Source organism: Streptomyces sp. NBC_00038, assembly GCF_026343635.1.
In the GTDB taxonomy this organism is placed as follows: domain Bacteria; phylum Actinomycetota; class Actinomycetes; order Streptomycetales; family Streptomycetaceae; genus Streptomyces.
The window spans coordinates 879199-897393 of sequence record NZ_JAPELQ010000002.1 but is presented as its reverse complement, the minus strand read 5'-3'; the positions used below and the strand labels follow the sequence as shown (position 1 = coordinate 897393).

20 protein-coding genes are annotated in these 18195 nt (G+C 70.6%); 7 read left to right on the top strand and 13 right to left on the bottom strand.

Annotated elements, in window-relative coordinates; translation table 11 throughout:
- The first annotated feature begins 52 nt into the window (after nucleotides 1-52).
- Complete coding sequence (locus OG219_RS47185) at nucleotides 53-1486, top strand: NAD(P)/FAD-dependent oxidoreductase (RefSeq protein WP_266837855.1); 1434 nt, start codon at nucleotides 53-55, stop codon at nucleotides 1484-1486.
- A 62-nt stretch (nucleotides 1487-1548) separates the two neighbouring features.
- On the opposite strand, the gene OG219_RS47180 is transcribed toward OG219_RS47185, so the two are convergent.
- Complete coding sequence (locus OG219_RS47180; RefSeq protein ID WP_266837853.1) at nucleotides 1549-2205, bottom strand: peptide deformylase; 657 nt, start codon at nucleotides 2203-2205, stop codon at nucleotides 1549-1551.
- A gap of 202 nt (nucleotides 2206-2407) precedes the next feature.
- Here OG219_RS47180 and OG219_RS47175 point away from each other — a divergent pair, with 202 nt between their 5' ends.
- Nucleotides 2408-3796 (top strand): PepSY domain-containing protein, encoded by a 1389-nt coding sequence (locus OG219_RS47175; protein WP_266837851.1) that lies wholly within the window; start codon nucleotides 2408-2410, stop codon nucleotides 3794-3796.
- Nucleotides 3797-4070: 274 nt separating this feature from the next.
- Here the strand turns inward: OG219_RS47175 and OG219_RS47170 are convergent, their stop codons facing one another.
- The 3 genes from OG219_RS47170 to OG219_RS47160 form a co-directional block, all read right to left on the bottom strand.
- A complete protein-coding gene (locus tag OG219_RS47170) occupies nucleotides 4071-4418 on the bottom strand; it encodes a M48 family metallopeptidase (RefSeq protein WP_266837849.1) in 348 nt (115 codons plus the stop codon).
- A gap of 69 nt (nucleotides 4419-4487) precedes the next feature.
- Entirely contained in the window at nucleotides 4488-4925 is a 438-nt protein-coding gene (locus tag OG219_RS47165; RefSeq protein WP_266837847.1) for a MarR family winged helix-turn-helix transcriptional regulator, read from the bottom strand.
- Between the two features lie 26 nt (nucleotides 4926-4951).
- Nucleotides 4952-5449, bottom strand: coding sequence for a MarR family winged helix-turn-helix transcriptional regulator (locus tag OG219_RS47160; RefSeq protein WP_266837998.1), 498 nt, complete (start codon nucleotides 5447-5449; stop codon nucleotides 4952-4954).
- Between the two features lie 204 nt (nucleotides 5450-5653).
- Here OG219_RS47160 and OG219_RS47155 point away from each other — a divergent pair, with 204 nt between their 5' ends.
- Nucleotides 5654-6619: a pirin family protein gene (locus OG219_RS47155; protein ID WP_266837845.1), complete on the top strand. Its 966-nt coding sequence runs from the start codon at nucleotides 5654-5656 to the stop codon at nucleotides 6617-6619.
- A gap of 51 nt (nucleotides 6620-6670) precedes the next feature.
- Here the strand turns inward: OG219_RS47155 and OG219_RS47150 are convergent, their stop codons facing one another.
- The 9 genes from OG219_RS47150 to OG219_RS47110 form a co-directional block, all read right to left on the bottom strand.
- On the bottom strand, nucleotides 6671-6799 hold the full coding sequence (locus OG219_RS47150) for a hypothetical protein (RefSeq protein ID WP_266837843.1): 129 nt from the start codon (nucleotides 6797-6799) through the stop codon (nucleotides 6671-6673).
- Between the two features lie 150 nt (nucleotides 6800-6949).
- Nucleotides 6950-7723 carry an ATP-binding cassette domain-containing protein gene (locus OG219_RS47145; protein WP_266837841.1) on the bottom strand — a complete coding sequence of 258 codons (774 nt, stop codon included), beginning with the start codon at nucleotides 7721-7723 and terminating at the stop codon, nucleotides 6950-6952.
- A complete protein-coding gene (locus OG219_RS47140; RefSeq protein ID WP_266837839.1) occupies nucleotides 7720-8778 on the bottom strand; it encodes an ABC transporter permease in 1059 nt (352 codons plus the stop codon). Before OG219_RS47140 ends, OG219_RS47145 begins: the two co-directional genes overlap by 4 nt.
- Nucleotides 8775-9776, bottom strand: coding sequence for a substrate-binding domain-containing protein (locus tag OG219_RS47135; protein WP_266837837.1), 1002 nt, complete (start codon nucleotides 9774-9776; stop codon nucleotides 8775-8777). The genes OG219_RS47140 and OG219_RS47135 overlap by 4 nt, the downstream gene beginning before the upstream one ends.
- 232 nt (nucleotides 9777-10008) lie before the next feature.
- Nucleotides 10009-10983 (bottom strand): ROK family protein, encoded by a 975-nt coding sequence (locus OG219_RS47130; protein WP_266837835.1) that lies wholly within the window; start codon nucleotides 10981-10983, stop codon nucleotides 10009-10011.
- A gap of 107 nt (nucleotides 10984-11090) precedes the next feature.
- Nucleotides 11091-11771, bottom strand: a complete 681-nt coding sequence (locus OG219_RS47125; RefSeq protein ID WP_266837833.1) for a bifunctional 4-hydroxy-2-oxoglutarate aldolase/2-dehydro-3-deoxy-phosphogluconate aldolase — start codon at nucleotides 11769-11771, stop codon at nucleotides 11091-11093.
- 54 nt (nucleotides 11772-11825) lie between these two features.
- On the bottom strand, nucleotides 11826-13160 hold the full coding sequence (locus OG219_RS47120; protein WP_266837831.1) for an FAD-dependent oxidoreductase: 1335 nt from the start codon (nucleotides 13158-13160) through the stop codon (nucleotides 11826-11828).
- Complete coding sequence (locus tag OG219_RS47115; protein WP_266837829.1) at nucleotides 13157-13849, bottom strand: SDR family oxidoreductase; 693 nt, start codon at nucleotides 13847-13849, stop codon at nucleotides 13157-13159. Before OG219_RS47115 ends, OG219_RS47120 begins: the two co-directional genes overlap by 4 nt.
- Nucleotides 13846-14625, bottom strand: coding sequence for an SIS domain-containing protein (locus tag OG219_RS47110; RefSeq protein ID WP_266837827.1), 780 nt, complete (start codon nucleotides 14623-14625; stop codon nucleotides 13846-13848). The genes OG219_RS47115 and OG219_RS47110 overlap by 4 nt, the downstream gene beginning before the upstream one ends.
- A 244-nt stretch (nucleotides 14626-14869) precedes the next feature.
- On the opposite strand from OG219_RS47110, the gene OG219_RS47105 reads away from it, so the two are divergent.
- From OG219_RS47105 to OG219_RS47090, 4 genes are all read left to right on the top strand, one after another.
- A complete protein-coding gene (locus OG219_RS47105; RefSeq protein WP_266837825.1) occupies nucleotides 14870-15574 on the top strand; it encodes a GntR family transcriptional regulator in 705 nt (234 codons plus the stop codon).
- 73 nt (nucleotides 15575-15647) lie between these two features.
- Complete coding sequence (locus OG219_RS47100; protein ID WP_266837823.1) at nucleotides 15648-16592, top strand: phosphotriesterase; 945 nt, start codon at nucleotides 15648-15650, stop codon at nucleotides 16590-16592.
- A gap of 137 nt (nucleotides 16593-16729) precedes the next feature.
- A complete protein-coding gene (locus OG219_RS47095) occupies nucleotides 16730-17788 on the top strand; it encodes a LacI family DNA-binding transcriptional regulator (protein ID WP_266837821.1) in 1059 nt (352 codons plus the stop codon).
- A gap of 94 nt (nucleotides 17789-17882) precedes the next feature.
- Nucleotides 17883-18074 carry a hypothetical protein gene (locus OG219_RS47090; protein ID WP_266837819.1) on the top strand — a complete coding sequence of 64 codons (192 nt, stop codon included), beginning with the start codon at nucleotides 17883-17885 and terminating at the stop codon, nucleotides 18072-18074.
- Nucleotides 18075-18195: the final 121 nt, after the last annotated feature.

The following is an 18195-nucleotide window of genomic DNA, read 5'->3' as shown; positions in this document are numbered from 1 at the left end:
CCGCGTGCCTACCCGTGTGGCCACGGCGCACACGAGGAACCAGACTGGCCCCATGACGGAAACGGAATCCATCGCGTACGACGTCGTGGTGCTCGGTGCCGGGCCCGTGGGGGAGAACGTCGCGGACCGCGCTCGCGCGGCCGGCCTCTCCACCGCGGTCGTGGAGAGCGAACTGGTCGGCGGCGAGTGCTCCTACTGGGCCTGCATGCCCAGCAAGGCCCTGCTGCGCCCGGTCATCGCCCGCGCCGACGCCCGCCGCGTGCCCGGCCTCAGCCAGGCTGTGCAGGGCCCCCTCGACGCCGCCGCGGTCCTCGCCCACCGCGACTACTTCACCTCCCACTGGAAGGACGACGGCCAGGTCGGCTGGCTGGACGGCATCGGCGCCGACCTGTACCGCGGCCATGGCCGTCTCGACGGACCGCGCAGGGTGACGGTCGAGGGGCCCGAGGGGGAGCGGCACGTGCTGACCGCCCGGCACGCGGTCGCCGTGTGCACCGGGACCCGCGCCCTCCTTCCCGACCTGCCGGGGCTCGCCCAGGTCAAGCCCTGGACCAGCCGCGAGGCCACCAGCGCGCAGGCCGTGCCCGGCCGGCTGGTCGTGGTCGGCGGCGGTGTGGTCGCCGTCGAGATGGCCACCGCCTGGCAGGCCCTCGGCTCCCAGGTCACCGTCCTGGTCCGCGGCAAGGGACTGCTGCCCCGCATGGAACCCTTCGCCGGAGAACTGGTGGCCGAGGGGCTGGCGGAGGCGGGCGCGGACGTGCGCACCGGCACCTCGGTGTCCGCGGTGACGCGCGAGGGCTCGACCGTGGTGGTCCTGACGGACACCGGCGACCGCCTGGAGGCCGACGAGATCCTCTTCGCGACCGGCCGCGTGCCCCACACCGGCGACATCGGCCTCGACACGGTGGGCCTGGAAGCGGGCACCTGGCTCGACGTCGACGACAGCCTCCGGGTCACCGGCAGCGAGTGGCTGTACGCGGTCGGCGACGTCAACCACCGCGCGCTCCTGACCCACCAGGGCAAGTACCAGGCCCGGATCGCGGGCGCCGCCATCGCCGCGCGCGCGGCCGGCGTACCGCTCCTGGAGACGGACCCCTGGGGCGCCCATGCCGCGACCGCCGACCACGCGGCCGTCCCCCAGGTCGTCTTCACCGACCCGGAGGCCGCCGCCGTGGGCCTCTCCCTCGCCGAGGCCGAACAGGCCGGCCACCGGGTCCGGGCCGTGGACGTCGAGATGTCCTCGGCGGCGGGCGCGGGCCTGTACGCCGACGGCTACCGGGGCAAGGCCCGCATGATCGTCGACATCGAGCGCGAGATCCTCCTTGGCGTCACCTTCGTCGGCCCGGGCGTCGGCGAACTGATCCACTCGGCGACCGTCGCCGTCGCCGGCGAGGTGCCCATCGGACGCCTGTGGCACGCGGTGCCGTCCTATCCGACGGTGAGCGAGGTGTGGCTTCGGCTGCTGGAGGCGTACCGGGACGCGTGACGCGGACCTGGCGAGGGTGTTCCGCCGGACCGGTGGGACACCCTCGCTGCGGGTGACACGTCTCAGCCGGGCAGCGTGAAGCCGAGGGCCGCGGCCGCCTCCTCCGGCGTCGGCTGCCCCCAGCGCTCCGCCATCGCCTGGTTTGAGGAAAGCGAGCGCGTCTCCGCCCGGTCGAGATAGAGCACACCGTCCAGATGGTCCGTCTCGTGCTGGACGATCCGCGCGGGCCAGCCCGTGAACACCTCGTCGACCGCGCGGCCCTCCTCGTCCAGTGCGCGCAGTCGCACCTGGGTGTGCCGGGGCACCACGGCCTGCCAGCCCGGCACGCTCAGGCAGCCCTCGAAGAACACCGACCGCTCCCCGCCGATCCCCTCGTACGCCGGATTGATCAGCACCTGGAACGGCTGCGGCACCCGCCCGCGGACCAGCCGCACTTCCTCGGACACCGGCGCCGGGTCCTCGATGACCGCCAGCCGCAGCGGTACGCCGACCTGCGGCGCCGCGAGGCCGACGCCGGGCGCCGCGTGCATCGTCGCGCGCAGGGCGGCGACGAAACGGGCCAGCAGTCCCGGAGCCAACTGGCCGTCGAACGGCTCGGCGGCACGACGCAGCACCGGGTCACCGGCGGCGACGATCGGCAAAGGGCCTTCGTGGGCGAGAAGTTCCTCGACCTGGTCGCTCAGGCGACGGGAGGTGCTGGGGTCACGTTCGGATGCCATCGCGCCAGGATGCCAAGCGGGGTCGCGCGGTGCGAGGCGGCGCCAGGGGAGTGCCGCACCTTCCCGAATGTGACTCAGGCCACGTCCTCGCCCGGGAACTCGACGCCCCCGGGCCCCGACCACTGGACCGCCACCGGTGAAGGGACCCCACTCCCGGCCCACGGCCCGTTTCCGTCCCCTGCACGACCGGAGAACCCCGCCGATGTCCACCGCTCCCCCGACCACGACGGACGAGTCCCCGCAGTCCGTCTCCCCGGCACCCACCCGAAAAACCTGGTCCTCGCTCCGACCCCTGGTACTGCGCCTGCACTTCTACGCCGGCGTGCTCGTCGCCCCCTTCCTGCTGGTAGCCGCCACGACCGGCTTCCTGTACGCCGCCTCCTTCCAGGCCGAGAAGATCATCTACTCGCACGAGCTGACCGTCCCGGTCGGCGACGAGAAGCTGGCACTGTCCGACCAGGTGGCCGCCGCCCGCAAGGCCCACCCGGAGGGCACGGTCACGGCGGTACGCCCCTCACCCGAGGCGGATGCGACGACCCGGGTGATGATCTCGGGAGCCCCGGGCATCGACGCCGACCACACCCTCGCGGTCTTCGTCGACCCGTACACCACGAAGGTGCGCGGCGCCCTGGAGCAGTACGGCTCCACAGGCGCGCTCCCGGTGCGCACCTGGATCGACGAGTTCCACCGCGACCTGCACCTCGGTGACAACGGCCGCCTCTACAGCGAACTCGCCGCCAGCTGGCTCTGGGTGATCGCGAGCGGCGGCCTCGGGCTGTGGTTCGCGCGCCGCCGCTCGCAGCGCAAGGTGCGCGGCACGAACGGGCGCCGCCGCACCCTGGGGCTGCACGGCACGGTGGGCGTCTGGGCGGCAGCCGGTTTCATCTTCCTCTCGGGGACCGGCCTGACCTGGTCGACGTACGCCGGCGCGAACATCGACGTCCTCAGGACCTCGCTCGGCCAGTCGACCCCCTCGGTCTCTTCGGCGGGCGGCGAGCACGCGGAACACGACGCCGCGGCCGGAACGGTCGACACGGAGAGCGGAGCGGGGCTCGACGAGATCCTCGCCGCCGCCCGCGCCAAGGGCCTCGGCGATCCCGTCGAGATCGTCCCGCCCGCCGACGCCTCCTCCACCTACGTCGTCAAGCAGGTCCAGCGCAGCTGGCCCGAGAAGCAGGACGCGGTGGCCGTGGACCCGACGACCGCCGAGGTCACCGACGAACTCCGCTTCGCCGACTACCCCCTGCTGGCCAAGCTGACCCGCTGGGGCATCGACGCCCACACCGGCGTCCTCTTCGGCCTCGTCAACCAAATCGTGCTGATGGCCCTCACAGGCTCACTGATCCTCCTGATCGTCCTGGGCTACCGCATGTGGTGGCTACGCGGCCGAGCCTCCGCGTTCGGCCGCCCCATCCCACGCGGCGCCTGGGCCCAGGTCCCACCGCAGATCCTGGTCCCCGCCATGGCAACCATCGCCGTACTCGGCTACTTCGTCCCGCTGCTCGGCATCCCACTGGCGGTGTTCATCGCCGTGGACGTACTGCTCGGCGAGATCGCGCACCGACGGGGGAGGAGGGCGTACGGCGGCTGAGAAGCCTCGGTCCGGCCGGGGGAGATCTTTCAGCCCGTCCGGCGTTTGAGGACGAGCGCGTCAGCGCGATGCGGGGGTCTCGGGGGGGCGGCAGCCCCCAGGTACGGGACGGGTAGGGGCGGAGGGGGCGAAAAAACCGCCCCAACCCCCAACCCCAACCGGCAGGTTGCCCCGCAGCCGCCATCCGCTCCAGCCCCGATCCGCCGCCGCGGAACTCCGCGAGTCATGCGAAAGGCCGGTCACCGAGGTGACCGGCCTTCTTCGCGGGGGTCTGCTACACCTGCGAGAAATCACCGGCAAGCGCAGACGCGATCCGCAGATGCGACTCCGCCTCGGCGCCCCGCCCCTGCCGCTGAAGCGTGCGCCCCAACATCAGCCGCGCGTAGTGCTCAACCGGGTCGAGCTCCACAAGAACGCGCAACTCGGCCTCCGCACGCCGAAGTTGAGCCGAGTGGTAGTACGAGCGGGCCAGCAGCAGCCGGGGTCCGACCTGCTCCGGCACCTCCTCGACCAGGCCACCCAGAACCCGCGCAGCGGCGGCATAGTCCTTGGCGTCGAAGAACATCCGCGCCCGCTCCCAGCGCTCCGCGGCCGTCCCGTGGTCGTAGTACGTCGTGTTCACTGCTGACCTCCTTCGACGGCCTCAACTGCGGTCGATGGTTGAATATTCCACGACCTCGGCCCGAGGGGGCTACGCGTCGGCCAGCTCCGCGTTGGCCCGCTCGGTGACCAGAGCCAGTACGCGCCCCGCGGTCGCCAGCTCCTCGGCCGGAATGCCCGCGTACAGCCGGGCCGCGATCTCGTTGCCGCCGACGCGGACCCCCTCGAACAGCTCCCTGCCGCTGTCCGTGAGGGACACCTGCCCGGCCACGGGCTCCAGCAGCTTCGCGTCGGTCATCCCGGCGACCGTCTTGTGAGCGGCCGACTCGTCGATCTTCAGTGCGCCGGTCAGGCGGCCCACGAGCCAGGCCCGCTCGACCGTGCCGCCGTTGTCCGAGACGGCTCGAAGGGCCACCGACTGGTTGAACGTGGTTCCGCTCCGGGCGAGCACGCGCTCGAGGAGGGCGCGGCTCGCGTAGTGGGCAAGGCCTATGGTCTGGCCGTTGACGAGGGGAGTGGCGGTGGTCATGACTGCTCCTTCTCGGTAGGTTCCTTCTAGGGGTGTTCGTTCTTGGGTGGTGCCTTCTCGGTCTCGGGACGTGGATCGAGTGGTACGTCGAGCAGGGTCGCCAACTCGCGGCTGAACACCTTCGTGCGCTCGCCGTCGAGCCCGCCGAGTGGTTCGAAGAGCTGGTCCAGAAGGTCCTGGACCACCCCGATCGCGCGGCGGGTGACCTCGTGCCCCTCCTTCGTGAGGGACAGCTGGACCGCACGGGGGTCGGCCGGATCCCGTGTCCGGTCGACGATTCCGGCCGCCTCCAGGGCGCGGGCCAGCTTGGAGACGTAGAGCGGTTCGAGTCCGGTGTGGTCGGCGAGCGCGCGCTGGCTCGGCCGGCGGCCGGCCCTGTGCATGCCGTAGAGCGACCCCAATAGCGAGTACTGCGCGTGGGTCAGGCCCAACGGTGCGAGCGCCCGGTCGACGGAGACCCGCAACTTCATCGACAGCCGCCAGACGAGGAAACCGGGCGTCGCGTTCTCGGGCACCGAACTCACCAGGTCACCGACTTGATCGAACTCATGCAAGAAACCGTACATGGCTACTATGTCCATGGCTACTATTTTTGATTCTGGTCCGACCAACGGCGTACACGCCTGAGACCCGGGTCCTAAGCCCTCTGCCGGTTCTGCGCCAAGTGCCCCTCAATGGGCGGGTCGATGGCCTGACGGCGGGTCCCCCACGGGGCTAGGTTGTGGGGCATGAGCAATCTTGATCGCGAGGCAGTTCCCGCGCTGTGCGGTGGCCGCGGTTTCGTGGTGGCCGAGCCGGTGCGCGAACTCCTCAGCCCCCGCCGGGTGAAGCTCGGCGAGTCCACCGAAGTCCGCCGCCTGCTGCCCAACCTGGGCCGCCGTATGGTCGGCGCGTGGTGTTTCGTCGATCACTACGGGCCCGACGACATCGCCGACGAGCCCGGCATGCAGGTTCCGCCGCACCCGCACATGGGCCTGCAGACCGTCAGCTGGCTGCACGAGGGCGAGGTGCTGCACCGCGACTCCACGGGCAGCCTGCAGACCATCCACCTGCGCGAACTGGGCCTCATGACCTCGGGCCGGGCCATCAGCCACTCCGAGGAGAGCCCCAAGTCGCACGCCCGCCTTCTGCACGGCGCGCAGCTCTGGGTCGCCCTCCCGGACAGCCACCGCCACACCGACCCGAGCTTCGAGCACCACGCCGAACTGCCCCTGGTCACGGCTCCCGGCCTCCGCGCCACGCTCATCCTGGGCACCGTCGACGGCACGACCTCACCCGGCACGACGTACACCCCGATCGTCGGCGCCGACCTCGCCCTGTCGAGCGGCACCGACGTACGCCTGCCCCTGGATCCCGACTTCGAGTACGCGGTGCTCTCCATGTCGGGCGAGGCCCACGTCGACGGCGTACCGCTGCTTCCGGGCTCGATGCTCTACCTCGGCTGCGGCCGCACCGAACTCCCCCTGCGGGCCGAGTCCGACGCGGGCCTCATGCTCCTGGGCGGCGAGCCCTTCGAGGAGGAGCTGATCATGTGGTGGAACTTCATCGGACGGTCCAACGAGGACATCGCACAGGCCCGTTCGGACTGGATGGCGGGCTCGCGGTTCGGTGAGGTGGTGGGGTACGACGGGGCGCCACTCCCTGCTCCCGAAATCCCGCCGGTGCCACTGAAACCGCGCGGAAGGGTGCGCTGACCTGGGGTTCCCGCTCTCCGCCTCGACCTCGGCGAAGGGAGCCGGACGAGCTCAGGGCTCGGGCGGTCCGCTGAAACTGCCGAGTTGCGTGACGGTGACGAAGCTGCGCATCAGGAGCATGCGGTCCATGAAGTCCTCCAGCCGGCCACGGCTCGGGCGTCCCTCCGGCCGTGTGGACATGGGGTGCGAGGTGCTGCCGAATGAGTTCGGCCACTGAGCAAGCAGGAACACGATGACAGGGCGCTGTCGGAAGGGCGTCCGGGCAAGTGGTCGAGCACGAGCCGGGGACGCCCTTCGTCACGGTGAGGACCGGTCCGGGCAGGGCTTGTTCTAGACCGGGGTGGTTGTCCCCGTGATCAGCCGTTCGACCTCCTCGATCGTGGTGTCGGCGATGGTCAGGTCGGCCACGACTTCGCCACGGCGCAGGATGACGGCGCGGTCGACCACCTGGAACACGTGGAAGATGTTGTGAGTGATGAAGATGCTGGATTTTCCGGCGGCTTTCGCGTCGCGGATGAACTGAAGGACGCGCCAGGTCTCTTCGACGCCGAGGTTGTTGGTCGGTTCGTCGAGGATGATGAGGTCGGCTTCGAACTGCATGGCGCGGGCGATGGCGATCGACTGGCGTTCGCCGCCGGACATCTTGGCGATCGAGGAACTGGGATCCACGTCGCGGTGCAGGCCCATTTCCTTCAGCAGTGCCTTGGACTGCTTGTCCATGGTCTGCTTGTCGAGGCGTGGCAGGAATCCGAGGAGGCGTTTCTGCGGTTCGCGGCCGAGGAAGAGGTTGCGGGAGACGCTCAGTTCGTCGACGAGTGCGGAGCCCTGGTAGATGGTCTCGATCCCGGCGTCGATCGCGTCCCGGGCGGAGCGAAGCCCGAGCTCCTTGCCCCGGATCCGGATCGAGCCGGAGTCCGGTCGGCCGATGCCGCTGAGCATTTTGATCAGGGTGGACTTGCCGGCGCCGTTGTCGCCGAGGAGCGCGACGATCTCACCGGTGTCGACGTGGAGGTCGATGCCGTTCAGGGCGGCAACTCCGCCGAACGACTTGCGGATGCCGGTCATTTCCACGAGCCGCTGGGGCGGGGGTGTGGTGGCGGTCATGGCCTGCCTCCCTTCGTGAGGATGCCGAACTTGTGCAGGGCGCCCTGGAGCATCATCGCGAGCAGGATGATGCCGCCGACGAACATGGTGTAGGCGAGACCGGGCACGCCGACCAGGACGACGCCGTTGCGGATGACGCGCAGCAGCAGCGCGCCGAGGATCGTGCCGATGATGGTGCCGCGTCCTCCGAACAGAGAGGTGCCTCCGACGACCGCCATGGCTATGGCCTCAAGTTCGTAGCCCTGTCCGGCCGTTGGGAAAGCCGTTCCGATCCGCAGGTCGGAGATGATGCCGGCGAAGCCGGCCAGGAGCGAGGCGAGGACGAAGAGGCCGATGGTGACGCGGTCGGTGCGGATGCCCCGGGCCCGGGCGGCATCCGGGTTGCCGCCCGTCGCCGAGATCCAGTTGCCCAGACGCGTCTGGGACAGGCAGTACCCGAGGACCAGGGCGATGCCGAGGAACCACAGGACGCTGGAGTAGACGGTGATGCCGGCGATGGTCGTCTTGCCCACGAGGGCGGACCGGACGGCCGAACCCATGTCGAGGGTGGACTGCGGGAAGCCGCTGGACATGTACAGCGCGCCGCCGCCGATGATGAGCTGGGTGCTCAGCGTGACCAGGAACGAGGAGATGTTGGCCTTGGTGACGATGAGGCCGTTGACCAGGCCGATGACGGCTGACGCGACGAGGCCGACCGCCATGGCTCCGAGCAGGGGCAGGCCGCTCTGGTTGACGAGGATGAACACCAGCAAGGGGACGAACCCGAAGACCGCGCCGACGGACAGGTCGAACTGCCCGGCCGTGAGCAGCATGGTCATGCCGAGCGCGATGAGGCCGACTTCGGGGAGGAATGCGAGGATGCCGCTGAGATTCTCGGACGACACGAACGCCGAGTTCCACGTCCAGAACACCACGACCACGACGACCAGCATCGTCGCGGGCAGGGCTTCGGGGACGGCGGCGGCGTTGCGGAGGAAGCGCCAGGGCGAGGCGGGCACCTGTGCCGGTGGAACGGCGGTGGCCTCTTCCGCGGCCTGTTCGGTGGTGCTGCTCACTTGAGGAACCTCGCGTAGTCGTCGACGTTGTCCTTGGTGTAGAGCGCGGTGGTGGCGATGTCGTAGCCGGCGCCGAGGCCGTCCTTGAGCATCTTCAGCAGGGCGATCGGCAGGTATCCCTGAGAGTCGGGGTACTGCCACAGGGCCGCTTGGACGTATCCGGCCTTGACGGCTGTCGCGGTGTCCTTGGTATTGCCCCATCCGACCACCGGGGTCTTGCCCGGTGCGATGCCGGCCGCGGTGAACGCCTTCTGGATGTTGCCCATCACGAGGTCGCCGAGTCCGATGACGGCCGCGACGGACGACTTGTTCGCGGTGAGGTAGTCCTGCATGGCGGACAGGGACTGCGCCGGGTCGGAGCCGGCCTGGAAGACGTCGACGGTGATGGAGTGCTTGCTGAACACGGACTTGATGCCGGTGGTCTCCAGTACCTGGTAGGTGGCGCCGGCGGCCTCGACGGGCAGCCACACCTTGTCGCCGGACTTCACCAGGTCGTTGTCCACGAGGTAGTTCGCCCAGGTGACACCCGCCAACTGCAGGTCGGCGCCGACGTAGGCCAGTCGATTGCTGGTGGGTGTGTCGGAGTTGAAGGTGATGACCGGGATTCCGGCCTTGGTCGCCTGGGCGATCAGGTCGTCGAGCACCTTCGGCTGCGGGGCCGAGGTGGCGATCCCGGCCGGCTTGGCCGCGATCGCCGAGGTGAACGCCTCCTTCTGCTTGGCGACGTCGTTGCTGAAGAACGAGGTACGGACATCGGCCTTCAGGTCCTTGCCCGCCTGGGTCGCGCCGTTGTTGGCGATCACCCAGATCGGGTCGCCGGGCGTGCCGTGCGACAGCCAGTAGTAGACCCCGCCGGATCCACCGGAGGCGGAGCTGTCGGCGGTGTCCTTGCTGCTGTCGCAGGCGGAGACGGCGGAGACGGCCCCGATGGCGCCGGCGGCTGCCAGCAGCCCTCGCCGGGAGAATCTGTTGCTGCGCGGTGCGCTGTCTTCGGACATGGTCATTCCTTCGGGTGGGTGTGTTTCCGGGTATGGCGAAGGGCCGGGCGACTGCCGGGAGGGAAGTGAGGAGTGACGTTCTTGCCGTACGGGTTGCGGGATGGAGTGGTGCCGCAAGCCGGGTGACACGGGCAGAGGAGTGCGCGGAGAGGGGAGACGGGGCTCCGGGTGTGGAGGTGCGCTGCCTGTGGGGTGCACCGGCAGGCACGACGGTGAGGCCGGCGGCGACGGGTTACGGCGCTCTGGGCAGTGGTGCCACCGTATGGAGGAGCTGGTGGTCGGTTCGGTGTGGCCCGGTGTGCTCCGCCGCGTGCAGGGCCGCACCAATGGCGCCCGCTTGAGAACCCAGCCCCGCGGAGAGCAGTTCGACCTTTCCGATCAGGCCGTGGCGGGGCAACAGGGCCTGCACGACGGCGTAGCGCATGAACGCGAACGCCGGCGCGGCACCGCCGCCGACGACAGCAGTGTGTTGTCCGAGCAGGGCCAGAACGCTGCCCAGTACGGTGCCCATCGCGTGGCCCGCCCGATCCAGAATCCGCTGAGCAGCGGCGTCGCCCAGCCGGGCCGCCTCGACCAGAGGCAACACTCCGGCCGCGGCGTCGGCAGAAGTCCGCGCCGACCAGGCATCCGCCAGGGCCCGGCCGCCGGCGAGCGTCTCCAGGCAGCCGCGCGCTCCGCAACCGCAGGGGGCGCCGTCGGCGACGGCCGTTACATGCCCGATCTCGCCGAGAGTGTCTCCTGGGCCGCACACCACTTCACCGTTGACGGCGACGGCACCCCCTATCCCGGTGCCCATGGTCACGAATACCGCCTCGGATCTGCCGCGTGCGGCACCGAGCGCCAGTTCGGCGCGGGCGAAGGCCCGGGCGTCGTTGAGGAGGACGGCGGTGATCCCGGTGGAACTCTGCAAGCGATCGGCCATCGGGTAGCCGTCCCAGTCGCCGGCGAGGTTCGGGATGACCGTCGTGGACCGGCGGTCCCTGCTCAGGTGGCCGGGGACCGCCACTCCCAGCGCCGTGACGGTGTCGGGGTCGGCCAGTTCCCCGAGGGCGGCGACGACCGCGTCGGGCCCGCCCCGGGGAGTCGGCAGCGAGCCGGCGTCCGCCGCCTCTCCGTCGGTCCAGAGCACCCACTTGATGTTGGTGCCTCCGATGTCGACACCGAGCACAGGGCCGCCGGCGCGGTCCCTCTCGCGGGTCAGTGTCATCTGCCGCTCCCGTCTAGTACAACCTGTATAGACTGGCTGGAATTTACGTGTCGGAAACCATCCCGGCAATGCCTTTTGCTCTAACGATTTGGTGTAGCTGGATCGGACTAGTGAGGCTGTATAGCCTGGTTGGCCAGAGCGACCGCTTCCCGGGCCAGTGCGGTGACCGTGGAGAAGGACCGCTCGGCGAGCAACCGCGGGGTGACCATCCAGCTTCCGCCGACCGCGACCACGGACTCCAACCGGAGCCACTCCGCCGCGCTCTGTGCTGTGATGCCGCCGCTGGGCACGAACCGCAGCCCCTGCAGCGGCGCGGCCAGCGCCTTCAGCGCGGAGGGGCCGACCACCCCGGCGGGGAAGTACTTCACGAGGTCGTGGCCGTCGTCGAGGGCGCGCATCATCTCGGTCGCGGTCGCCACACCGGCGATGACCGGTATGCCGGCCTGCCGGGCCGCGTCGTTGACCGCACTGCTGTACCCGGGGGTGACCAGAAAGCGGGCTCCCGCGGCGATCGCCGCCTCGGCCCCCTGGGCGTTGAGGACCGTCCCGGCGCCGACGCTCACGCCGGGAACGTCGCGCAGTTCGGCGAGCACCTGGAGCGCGTTGCGTGTCCGCAGCGTGATCTCCAGCAGTGGCAGCCCACCCGCCAGCAGCGCCTCGGCCAACGGCTGTGCGATGTGCGGATCGTCGGTGACGACGACGGGCAGGACACGGTAGGCGCCGAGTGCCTCCCGGATGTCACCGGTCGTGTCTGCGGAGTCCGGCTGTGCGGACGTGGTCTGGTGCATCGGGAGCCGTCCCTGGGTCTGGGGCACTGTCGATTCCGGTAGGGGCATGCGGGGTCAGAGCAGAGCGCCGTCGGCGGTGAGCTGCTCGCGGAGCTTGGCGATGTCGATCGAACGCAGCCGGCTGCCGGTGGTGGCCGCCTGTGCGGCGGCGGTCCCGGCGGCCTGCCCCATGGCCGTGCACTGCCCGATCGACCGGACGGAGGCGTGCGCGTCGTGCGTGGCGGACAGGCACCGCCCCGCGACCAGCAGCCCGTTCACGTCGGCCGGCACCAGACAGCGGAACGGCACGCCGTAGGTACGGCCGGTCGGCGTCTCGTCGCCGGAGCCGACGTACTGCCAGATCGTCGCCTGCCCCGCGGCATGGTCCTCGATCGGTGCGCCGCACCGCGCGATGGCGTCCTCGAACTGCCGTCCGGCCAGGACGTCCTCGCGGGTCAGCACGTACTCCCCGATCAGCCGCCGGCTCTCGCGGACCCCGATGCGGGCGGCGGCCCCGGCGAGGAAGGCGTTCTCGTAGCCGGGGACTCGCTCGGTGAGGAAACGGATGTACTCCGCTGCCTGACGGCGGCCTTCCGACTCCGCGAGGGACAGCTGCCAGGGGTCGGTCGGGTCGACTCCGCTGACCCGGGTCAGGTTGGTATGGACGACTCCGGCTTCGGTCGTGCGGTGCGCGGAGCCTTCCCGGCGTGGCAGGTCGTAGGCGCCGCTGTCGCCGTGTTCGCGCATCAGCCGGTGCAGTTCGGCCGTGGAGGTGGCGCCGAGGTCGACGCCGGCGAGCCGGAACGTCAGGGTGAGGGGCTGTACGACCCGCTGCGGCGCCGGCCGCTCCAGCGCGCAGCCGGCCCGCCAGGCGATGTCGGCGTCGCCGCTGGCATCGATGACCGCCTTGGCCCGGACATGGCCGGGACCGGCGACGGTCTCCACGATGATGCCGTGGACGGTGTCGCCCTCCATGACGACCCGGGAGGCCCGTGCGTGGAAGAGGACTTGGGCTCCCGCGGCGCGGGTCAGGTCGTCCCAGACGACCTTCAACGCCTCGGGGTCGTAGGTGACACCGGTGCCCGCGCCGTAGGTGTTGGGCCGTTCGAAGGCCGCACCGCGCTCGCTCAGCGCCTGGCAGACCTCCCAGCCGACGCCGCCCACGACCCGGTCGCTGCCGCCGGGGGCGTAGAAGCCGTAGAAGGTGTCCAGCACGGTGGCGCCGGTTCCGCCGAGGTGGGCGGCGTTCTCCACCACCAGCGTGGTCGCGCCCGTTCGGGCGGCGGCCACCGCGGCCGAGGCGCCGGCGGAGCCGCCCCCGACGACGGCCACGTCACCGTCCCACAGCAGCGGATACCGCTCGGCTTCCAGCGGGCTGATCCGGACCTGGTCTGGCTCCGGTGCGTTCATCGCAGCTGCCACCCTCCGTCGACGGGAACCACGGTCCCGGTGGTGCGCGCCGAGTCGTCCGAGAGCAGCCAGGTCACGGCCTGCGCGACCTCGTCAGCCGTGCAGGCTCGTGCGCCCAGCGGCATGAGCTGGGGCAGGCGTTCCTGGATGGCGGGGTTCGTCATGGCCCGCGCGGCCATGGGGGTGTCCACCAGCCCTGCGGCGACGATGTTCACCCGCACCCCGTGCGGTGCGCCCGTGAACGCGGCCGACCGCACCAGCGGTACCAGCGCGCCCTTGGCGGAGGCGTAGGCGGCGGTCAGGAAGTCCTGGTCGAGGGTGCTGGCCAGCGCGGAGCCGATCACCACGATCGAACCGCCGGTGCCGGACAACGCACGCACCCCGGCGCGCAGCAGATAGAACACCGAGTCCAGGTTGACCCGGTGCACCTCGCGCCAGGCGTCGTCGGTGCACTCGGTGATCGGGCCGTCGCCCAGCCTGCGCCCCGACATGCCCACCGCGTGCACGATGCCGTCCAGCCCGCCGAGTGTCTCGACGGCGGCGGCCACCGCGGCGTCGGCCCCGGCCGGGGTGGTGACGTCGTGGGTGTCCCGGTCGACGCCGAACACCTCGGCACCGCCGGCCCGCGCCGCCCGCATGCAGGCCGCGCCGATGCCGCCGCTGGCACCCGCGACCAGTACGCGCTTCATCGCGGGGCCCTTTCGGTGCGCAGGGTGGCCGCGGACCGGCGGGCGAAGTCCAGGTAGGCGCCCTCGAACAGGTCCTCGCTGCGTTCGGCGCCGACCAGGCGGGCGCTGGTGATCACCGACGGCATGGCGCCCCGCTCGGTGAGCAGTTCGGCGACCCGGACCTTGATCTCGTTGACCACCGCGACCGCGGTGAACGTGCTCACCGGGCCGACCGGCACGTCCAGTCCGGGTACGGCGCAGATCGCGTCGCCGACCGGCGAGCCCAGGTCGATGACGACATCGGCGTGGTCGGACAGGCGAGTGCCGCTGGGATGCCGAGGTTCGCTCGCGTTGGTCTCGGCCAGCGACGTGGCGACGATGACCGACAGCCCCGCCTTGCGGGCGCCGATCGCCATCTCGATCGGGACGGCGTTGAGACCGCTGACGCTGAAGACGAACATGCTGTCGGCGGGCCGGAGTTCGAAGTTGGCCAGGATCTGGGCTGCCAGGCCCTCGACGCGCTCGATGTACATGGCCTGGCGTTGGCCGTTCGCGCCGACCACCTGGGTGTGGAAGGTCATCGACAGTTCCGCGATCGGCTGGAACCCGGGATAGGACCCGTAACGCGGGAAGAACTCCTCGACCGGCATCCGCGAATGGCCGGTGCCGAAGGTGTAGACGACGCCGTCCGCCGCGATGGACCGCGCGGCGATCTGGGACGCCGCTTCGATCGCCTCGGCTTGGGACTGCGCGAGCTGTTCGACGATGTCGACAGCGGAGCGGATCCAGGAAGTCACGGCACGGCCTTTCCAACTTGGTCGGGGGACTGCGCAGGTGCACGACGCCCCTGTGGTCGCCACCAGCCCCTACCTATCTAGACAGGTAATACGGGTGAAACGTAATGGCAGTCCCGCGGCCGGTCAACCCTCCCGTCAGCGACTTTTCCCCAATGGCTGTGGCAGGTCCGCAGCGGCGATCCTGGAAGGGGCCTGGGTTATGCTGTTGACCGGCATTACCGGTCTAGACATAAGGGGGTCCCCGGTGAGTCGACGCGCGATGCCCCGGCACGAGGCAGTGGAGCGCCACATCCGCAGCCGGATCGCAGGTCTCAGCCCGGGAGACCCGATCGAATCCGACGCGGAGCTGTGCGACCTGTTCCGCGTCAGCCGCATGACAGTGCGCCAGGCGACGCAGCGGCTGGTCGCCGAAGGCGCCATCTACCGGGTCTCCGGCGTCGGCACCTTCGTCGGTGAACCCCAGGTCCACCGCCAGATGGGACAACTGCGCTCCTTCACCCAGGAGATGGCCCTGCGCGGCAGGACCGTGTCCTCGAAAGTGCTCGCCGCCGAAGTACGCCCGGGGACCAAGGAGGAGGTTGCCGGCCTGCGCCTGGCGCCCGAGTCGAGCGTCGTGCACCTGCGCCGCATCCGGCTGGCCGGCCAGGAACCGATGGCGATCGAGGACGTCGTACTGCCGCCCTTCTGCACGTGGCTGCTCGACGTCGACCTGGCCAACGGGTCGCTGCACCAGGCCCTGACCGACCACGGCTTCACGCCGGCCCGGGCCACCGGTACCCAGATCGCCGCCATCGCGGAACCCGACGACGCCGCGCTGCTGGACCTGGAGCCGGGCGCCCCGCTCTTCGTCGAGCGGCGACTGATCACCACCGACGACGGCACGCCGATCGAGCAGACCGAATCCCGCTACGCCGGCTCGCGTTTCGTCTTCCACATCGAACTGTCCTGACGCGGACCCCCGGCCGGGCGCCCCGCACCCACCACGGGCCCGCGCGCATCCGCACGTCAGCAAGGAGCAACCCGTGTCCGTCGAAACCATCCTCGGCCCGGTCCGGCCCGGCGAACTCGGCGCCGTCGACGCACACGAGCACGTGTTCCTGCGTACGCCCGTCAACCCCGGCGACGACTTCCTCGACCCCGCGAAAGCGGTCGCCGAGCTGACGCTCGTCGCCGCGTCCGGCATCCGTACGGTCGTGGACCTCACCCCTGTCGGCCTTGGACGTCAGCCGCTGGAGCTGGCGGAGACATCCCGGCAGACCGGGGTCCACGTGGTCGCCGCGACCGGCTACCACCGCGCCGCGCACTATGCCGACAGCCACTGGGCGCGCCACGCGGACGACCGGACTCTCCTGAGCGTTCTCATGGACGACCTGACCGTCGGCATCGACCGTCACGACTGGGCGTTCCCGCGCCCGGAGCCCACCCCGCACAAGGCCGGCATCATCAAACTCGGCGCCTCCTACCAGAAGATCAGCGGTCTGGAACGGCGCTGGTTCGCCGCAGGGGCAGCCGCCGCGGCCCAGACCGGGGTGCCCATCGCCGTCCACACCGAGGTGGGCACCGCGGCGTTCGCCGTCCTCCAACTCCTCGCCGACCACGGCATCCCCGCCGAACGGGTACTGCTCGCGCACACCGACCGCAACCCCGACCCCTACCTCCACCTCGATCTCATCGAGCACGGCGCCCATCTCGTCTACGACACCATCGGACGCATCAAGTACCGGCCCGACTCCGTCGTACTCGACCTGCTGGAGACCATCGCCACCCACGGCAGGCTCGACCACGTCTGCCTCGGCACCGACGTGGGCCGCAGCAACATGCTGACCTCGTACGGCGGTGGCCCCGGCATGGACGTGCTCGGCCGCGAGTTCGTCCCCCGGCTGCGCCGCCGGCTCGGCGACGACGCGGTCCGCACCGTCCTGGAAACCGCCCCGCAGGCCGTTCTCCGGACCGTCCGCACAGACTGATCCCGCGGCCGAGGACATGCGGCGGCCAAGAGTTTGTAACGCGCTATTGACAGCAGCTCCGACCGTCGGCACTCTCATGTTCACGCAGTTGGCTAAACGATTAGCCAACCCGATATCCACTACTTTGGGCAGGGGCAATGGCGCGCCGGATCGGGATCAAGGACGTGGCCGCGGCGGCAGGTGTGTCGACCGCGACGGTGTCCCACATCCTGAACGGCGTCGAGGGCAAGCGGGCCGGCGCCGAGACCCGGCGACGCGTCCTGCAGGTCGCCGAGGAACTCGGGTACGCGCCGAACGGCCTCGCCCGGGGGCTGCGGCTGAAGCGGTCGCAGACCATCGGCTTCGTCAGCGACGAGATCGCCACCACCCCCCACGCGGGCCGGATGATTCTGGGGGCCCAGGAGGCCGCAGCGGCCGAGGGCCTGGTACTCCTTCTGGTCAACACCAGTGGCGATGCTCAACTGGAGCGCACCAGCATCGAGATGCTGCTCCAGCGGCAGGTGGACGGTGTGCTGTACGCGGCGATGTACCACCACGACGTGCGTCTGCCGGAGAGCCTGGGCTCGACCCCCACCGTGCTGCTGGACGCGCGTGCCGACGACCCCGCCATCCCCTTCGTGGTGCCCGACGAGGTGCAAGGCGGCTACACGGCCGTGCGCGAGCTGACCGACTACGGGCACCGCCGGATCGGCGTGACCGTGCAGACCGTCGACGTGCCCGCCCGGCGGGGCCGACTGGAGGGCTACCGCAGGGCGTTGGCCGAGGTCGGGGTCGCCTATGACCCGTCCCTGGTCGCCGCAGAGACGGCACTGGCCATCGGCAGCGCGGCCAGTGACGTGGACGCGGGCTACCGCGCCGCCCGGCGTCTGCTGACGGCGGAGCAGCGCCCCACGGCGTTGTTCTGCTTCAACGACGCGATGGCCGCCGGTGCCTACCGGGCCGCCGCGGAGTTGGGACTGTCCATCCCCGCCGATCTGTCGGTCATGGGGTTCGACAACCAGGAGCTGATCTGTGAGGCCGTGCACCCCGCACTGAGCACGGTTCAGCTCCCGCACTACGAGATGGGAGCACGGGCCGTGGCCCAGTTGCTCGCGCTCACCGCGACGCCGGGCCGGCCACCGGGCCCGGACACCCAGGAGATGCTGCTTTGCCCGCTCGTGGCGCGGGCATCGGTCACTTCGCCGCCCCGACTCTGACCTCGGGACGGCAAAGCGTTTCGCACCAAGACAGGCGACCGCGGCAAACGGTCGACATCCCTGTCAGTACTTCGAACACAGTGAGGGTACACACATGTCCCCTGAGCCGTTCCACGAGCCGACGAGCCGCCGCCCGCTGATATCCGACTCCGACTCCGACTCCGACTCCGACTCCGGCCCTGCCTTCGCCGAGCCCGAGCCCCAGCCGGCAGACACGGTCGGCCGGTTCCGCGCGAGTCCGTCCCGCTCCTCCGACACCCCGGCCTCTCAGGCGCGAGGTTACTGAGCCGCACGCTTCTCGCCGACCGGACGTCGGCGCTCCGACAAGCCGCCCCCGCAGCTCGCGGCCGGACCCGGCTTCCGTCGCCATGCCGCCGGGCGCCCGCAGTGAGTGCCGGCGGAAGCCG

Bases quoted from the DNA above. Each gene is read 5' to 3' on its own strand.
- OG219_RS47185 (WP_266837855.1), top strand. From the start codon at position 53: ATGACGGAAACGGAATCCATCGCGTACGACGTCGTGGTGCTCGGTGCC.
- OG219_RS47180 (WP_266837853.1), bottom strand. From the start codon at position 2,205: ATGGCATCCGAACGTGACCCCAGCACCTCCCGTCGCCTGAGCGACCAG.
- OG219_RS47175 (WP_266837851.1), top strand. From the start codon at position 2,408: ATGTCCACCGCTCCCCCGACCACGACGGACGAGTCCCCGCAGTCCGTC.
- OG219_RS47165 (WP_266837847.1), bottom strand. From the start codon at position 4,925: ATGACCACCGCCACTCCCCTCGTCAACGGCCAGACCATAGGCCTTGCC.
- OG219_RS47155 (WP_266837845.1), top strand. From the start codon at position 5,654: ATGAGCAATCTTGATCGCGAGGCAGTTCCCGCGCTGTGCGGTGGCCGC.
- OG219_RS47150 (WP_266837843.1), bottom strand. From the start codon at position 6,799: ATGTCCACACGGCCGGAGGGACGCCCGAGCCGTGGCCGGCTGGAGGAC.
- OG219_RS47145 (WP_266837841.1), bottom strand. From the start codon at position 7,723: ATGACCGCCACCACACCCCCGCCCCAGCGGCTCGTGGAAATGACCGGC.
- OG219_RS47135 (WP_266837837.1), bottom strand. From the start codon at position 9,776: ATGTCCGAAGACAGCGCACCGCGCAGCAACAGATTCTCCCGGCGAGGG.
- OG219_RS47130 (WP_266837835.1), bottom strand. From the start codon at position 10,983: ATGACACTGACCCGCGAGAGGGACCGCGCCGGCGGCCCTGTGCTCGGT.
- OG219_RS47125 (WP_266837833.1), bottom strand. From the start codon at position 11,771: ATGCACCAGACCACGTCCGCACAGCCGGACTCCGCAGACACGACCGGT.
- OG219_RS47120 (WP_266837831.1), bottom strand. From the start codon at position 13,160: ATGAACGCACCGGAGCCAGACCAGGTCCGGATCAGCCCGCTGGAAGCC.
- OG219_RS47115 (WP_266837829.1), bottom strand. From the start codon at position 13,849: ATGAAGCGCGTACTGGTCGCGGGTGCCAGCGGCGGCATCGGCGCGGCC.
- OG219_RS47095 (WP_266837821.1), top strand. From the start codon at position 16,730: ATGGCGCGCCGGATCGGGATCAAGGACGTGGCCGCGGCGGCAGGTGTG.
- OG219_RS47090 (WP_266837819.1), top strand. From the start codon at position 17,883: ATGTCCCCTGAGCCGTTCCACGAGCCGACGAGCCGCCGCCCGCTGATA.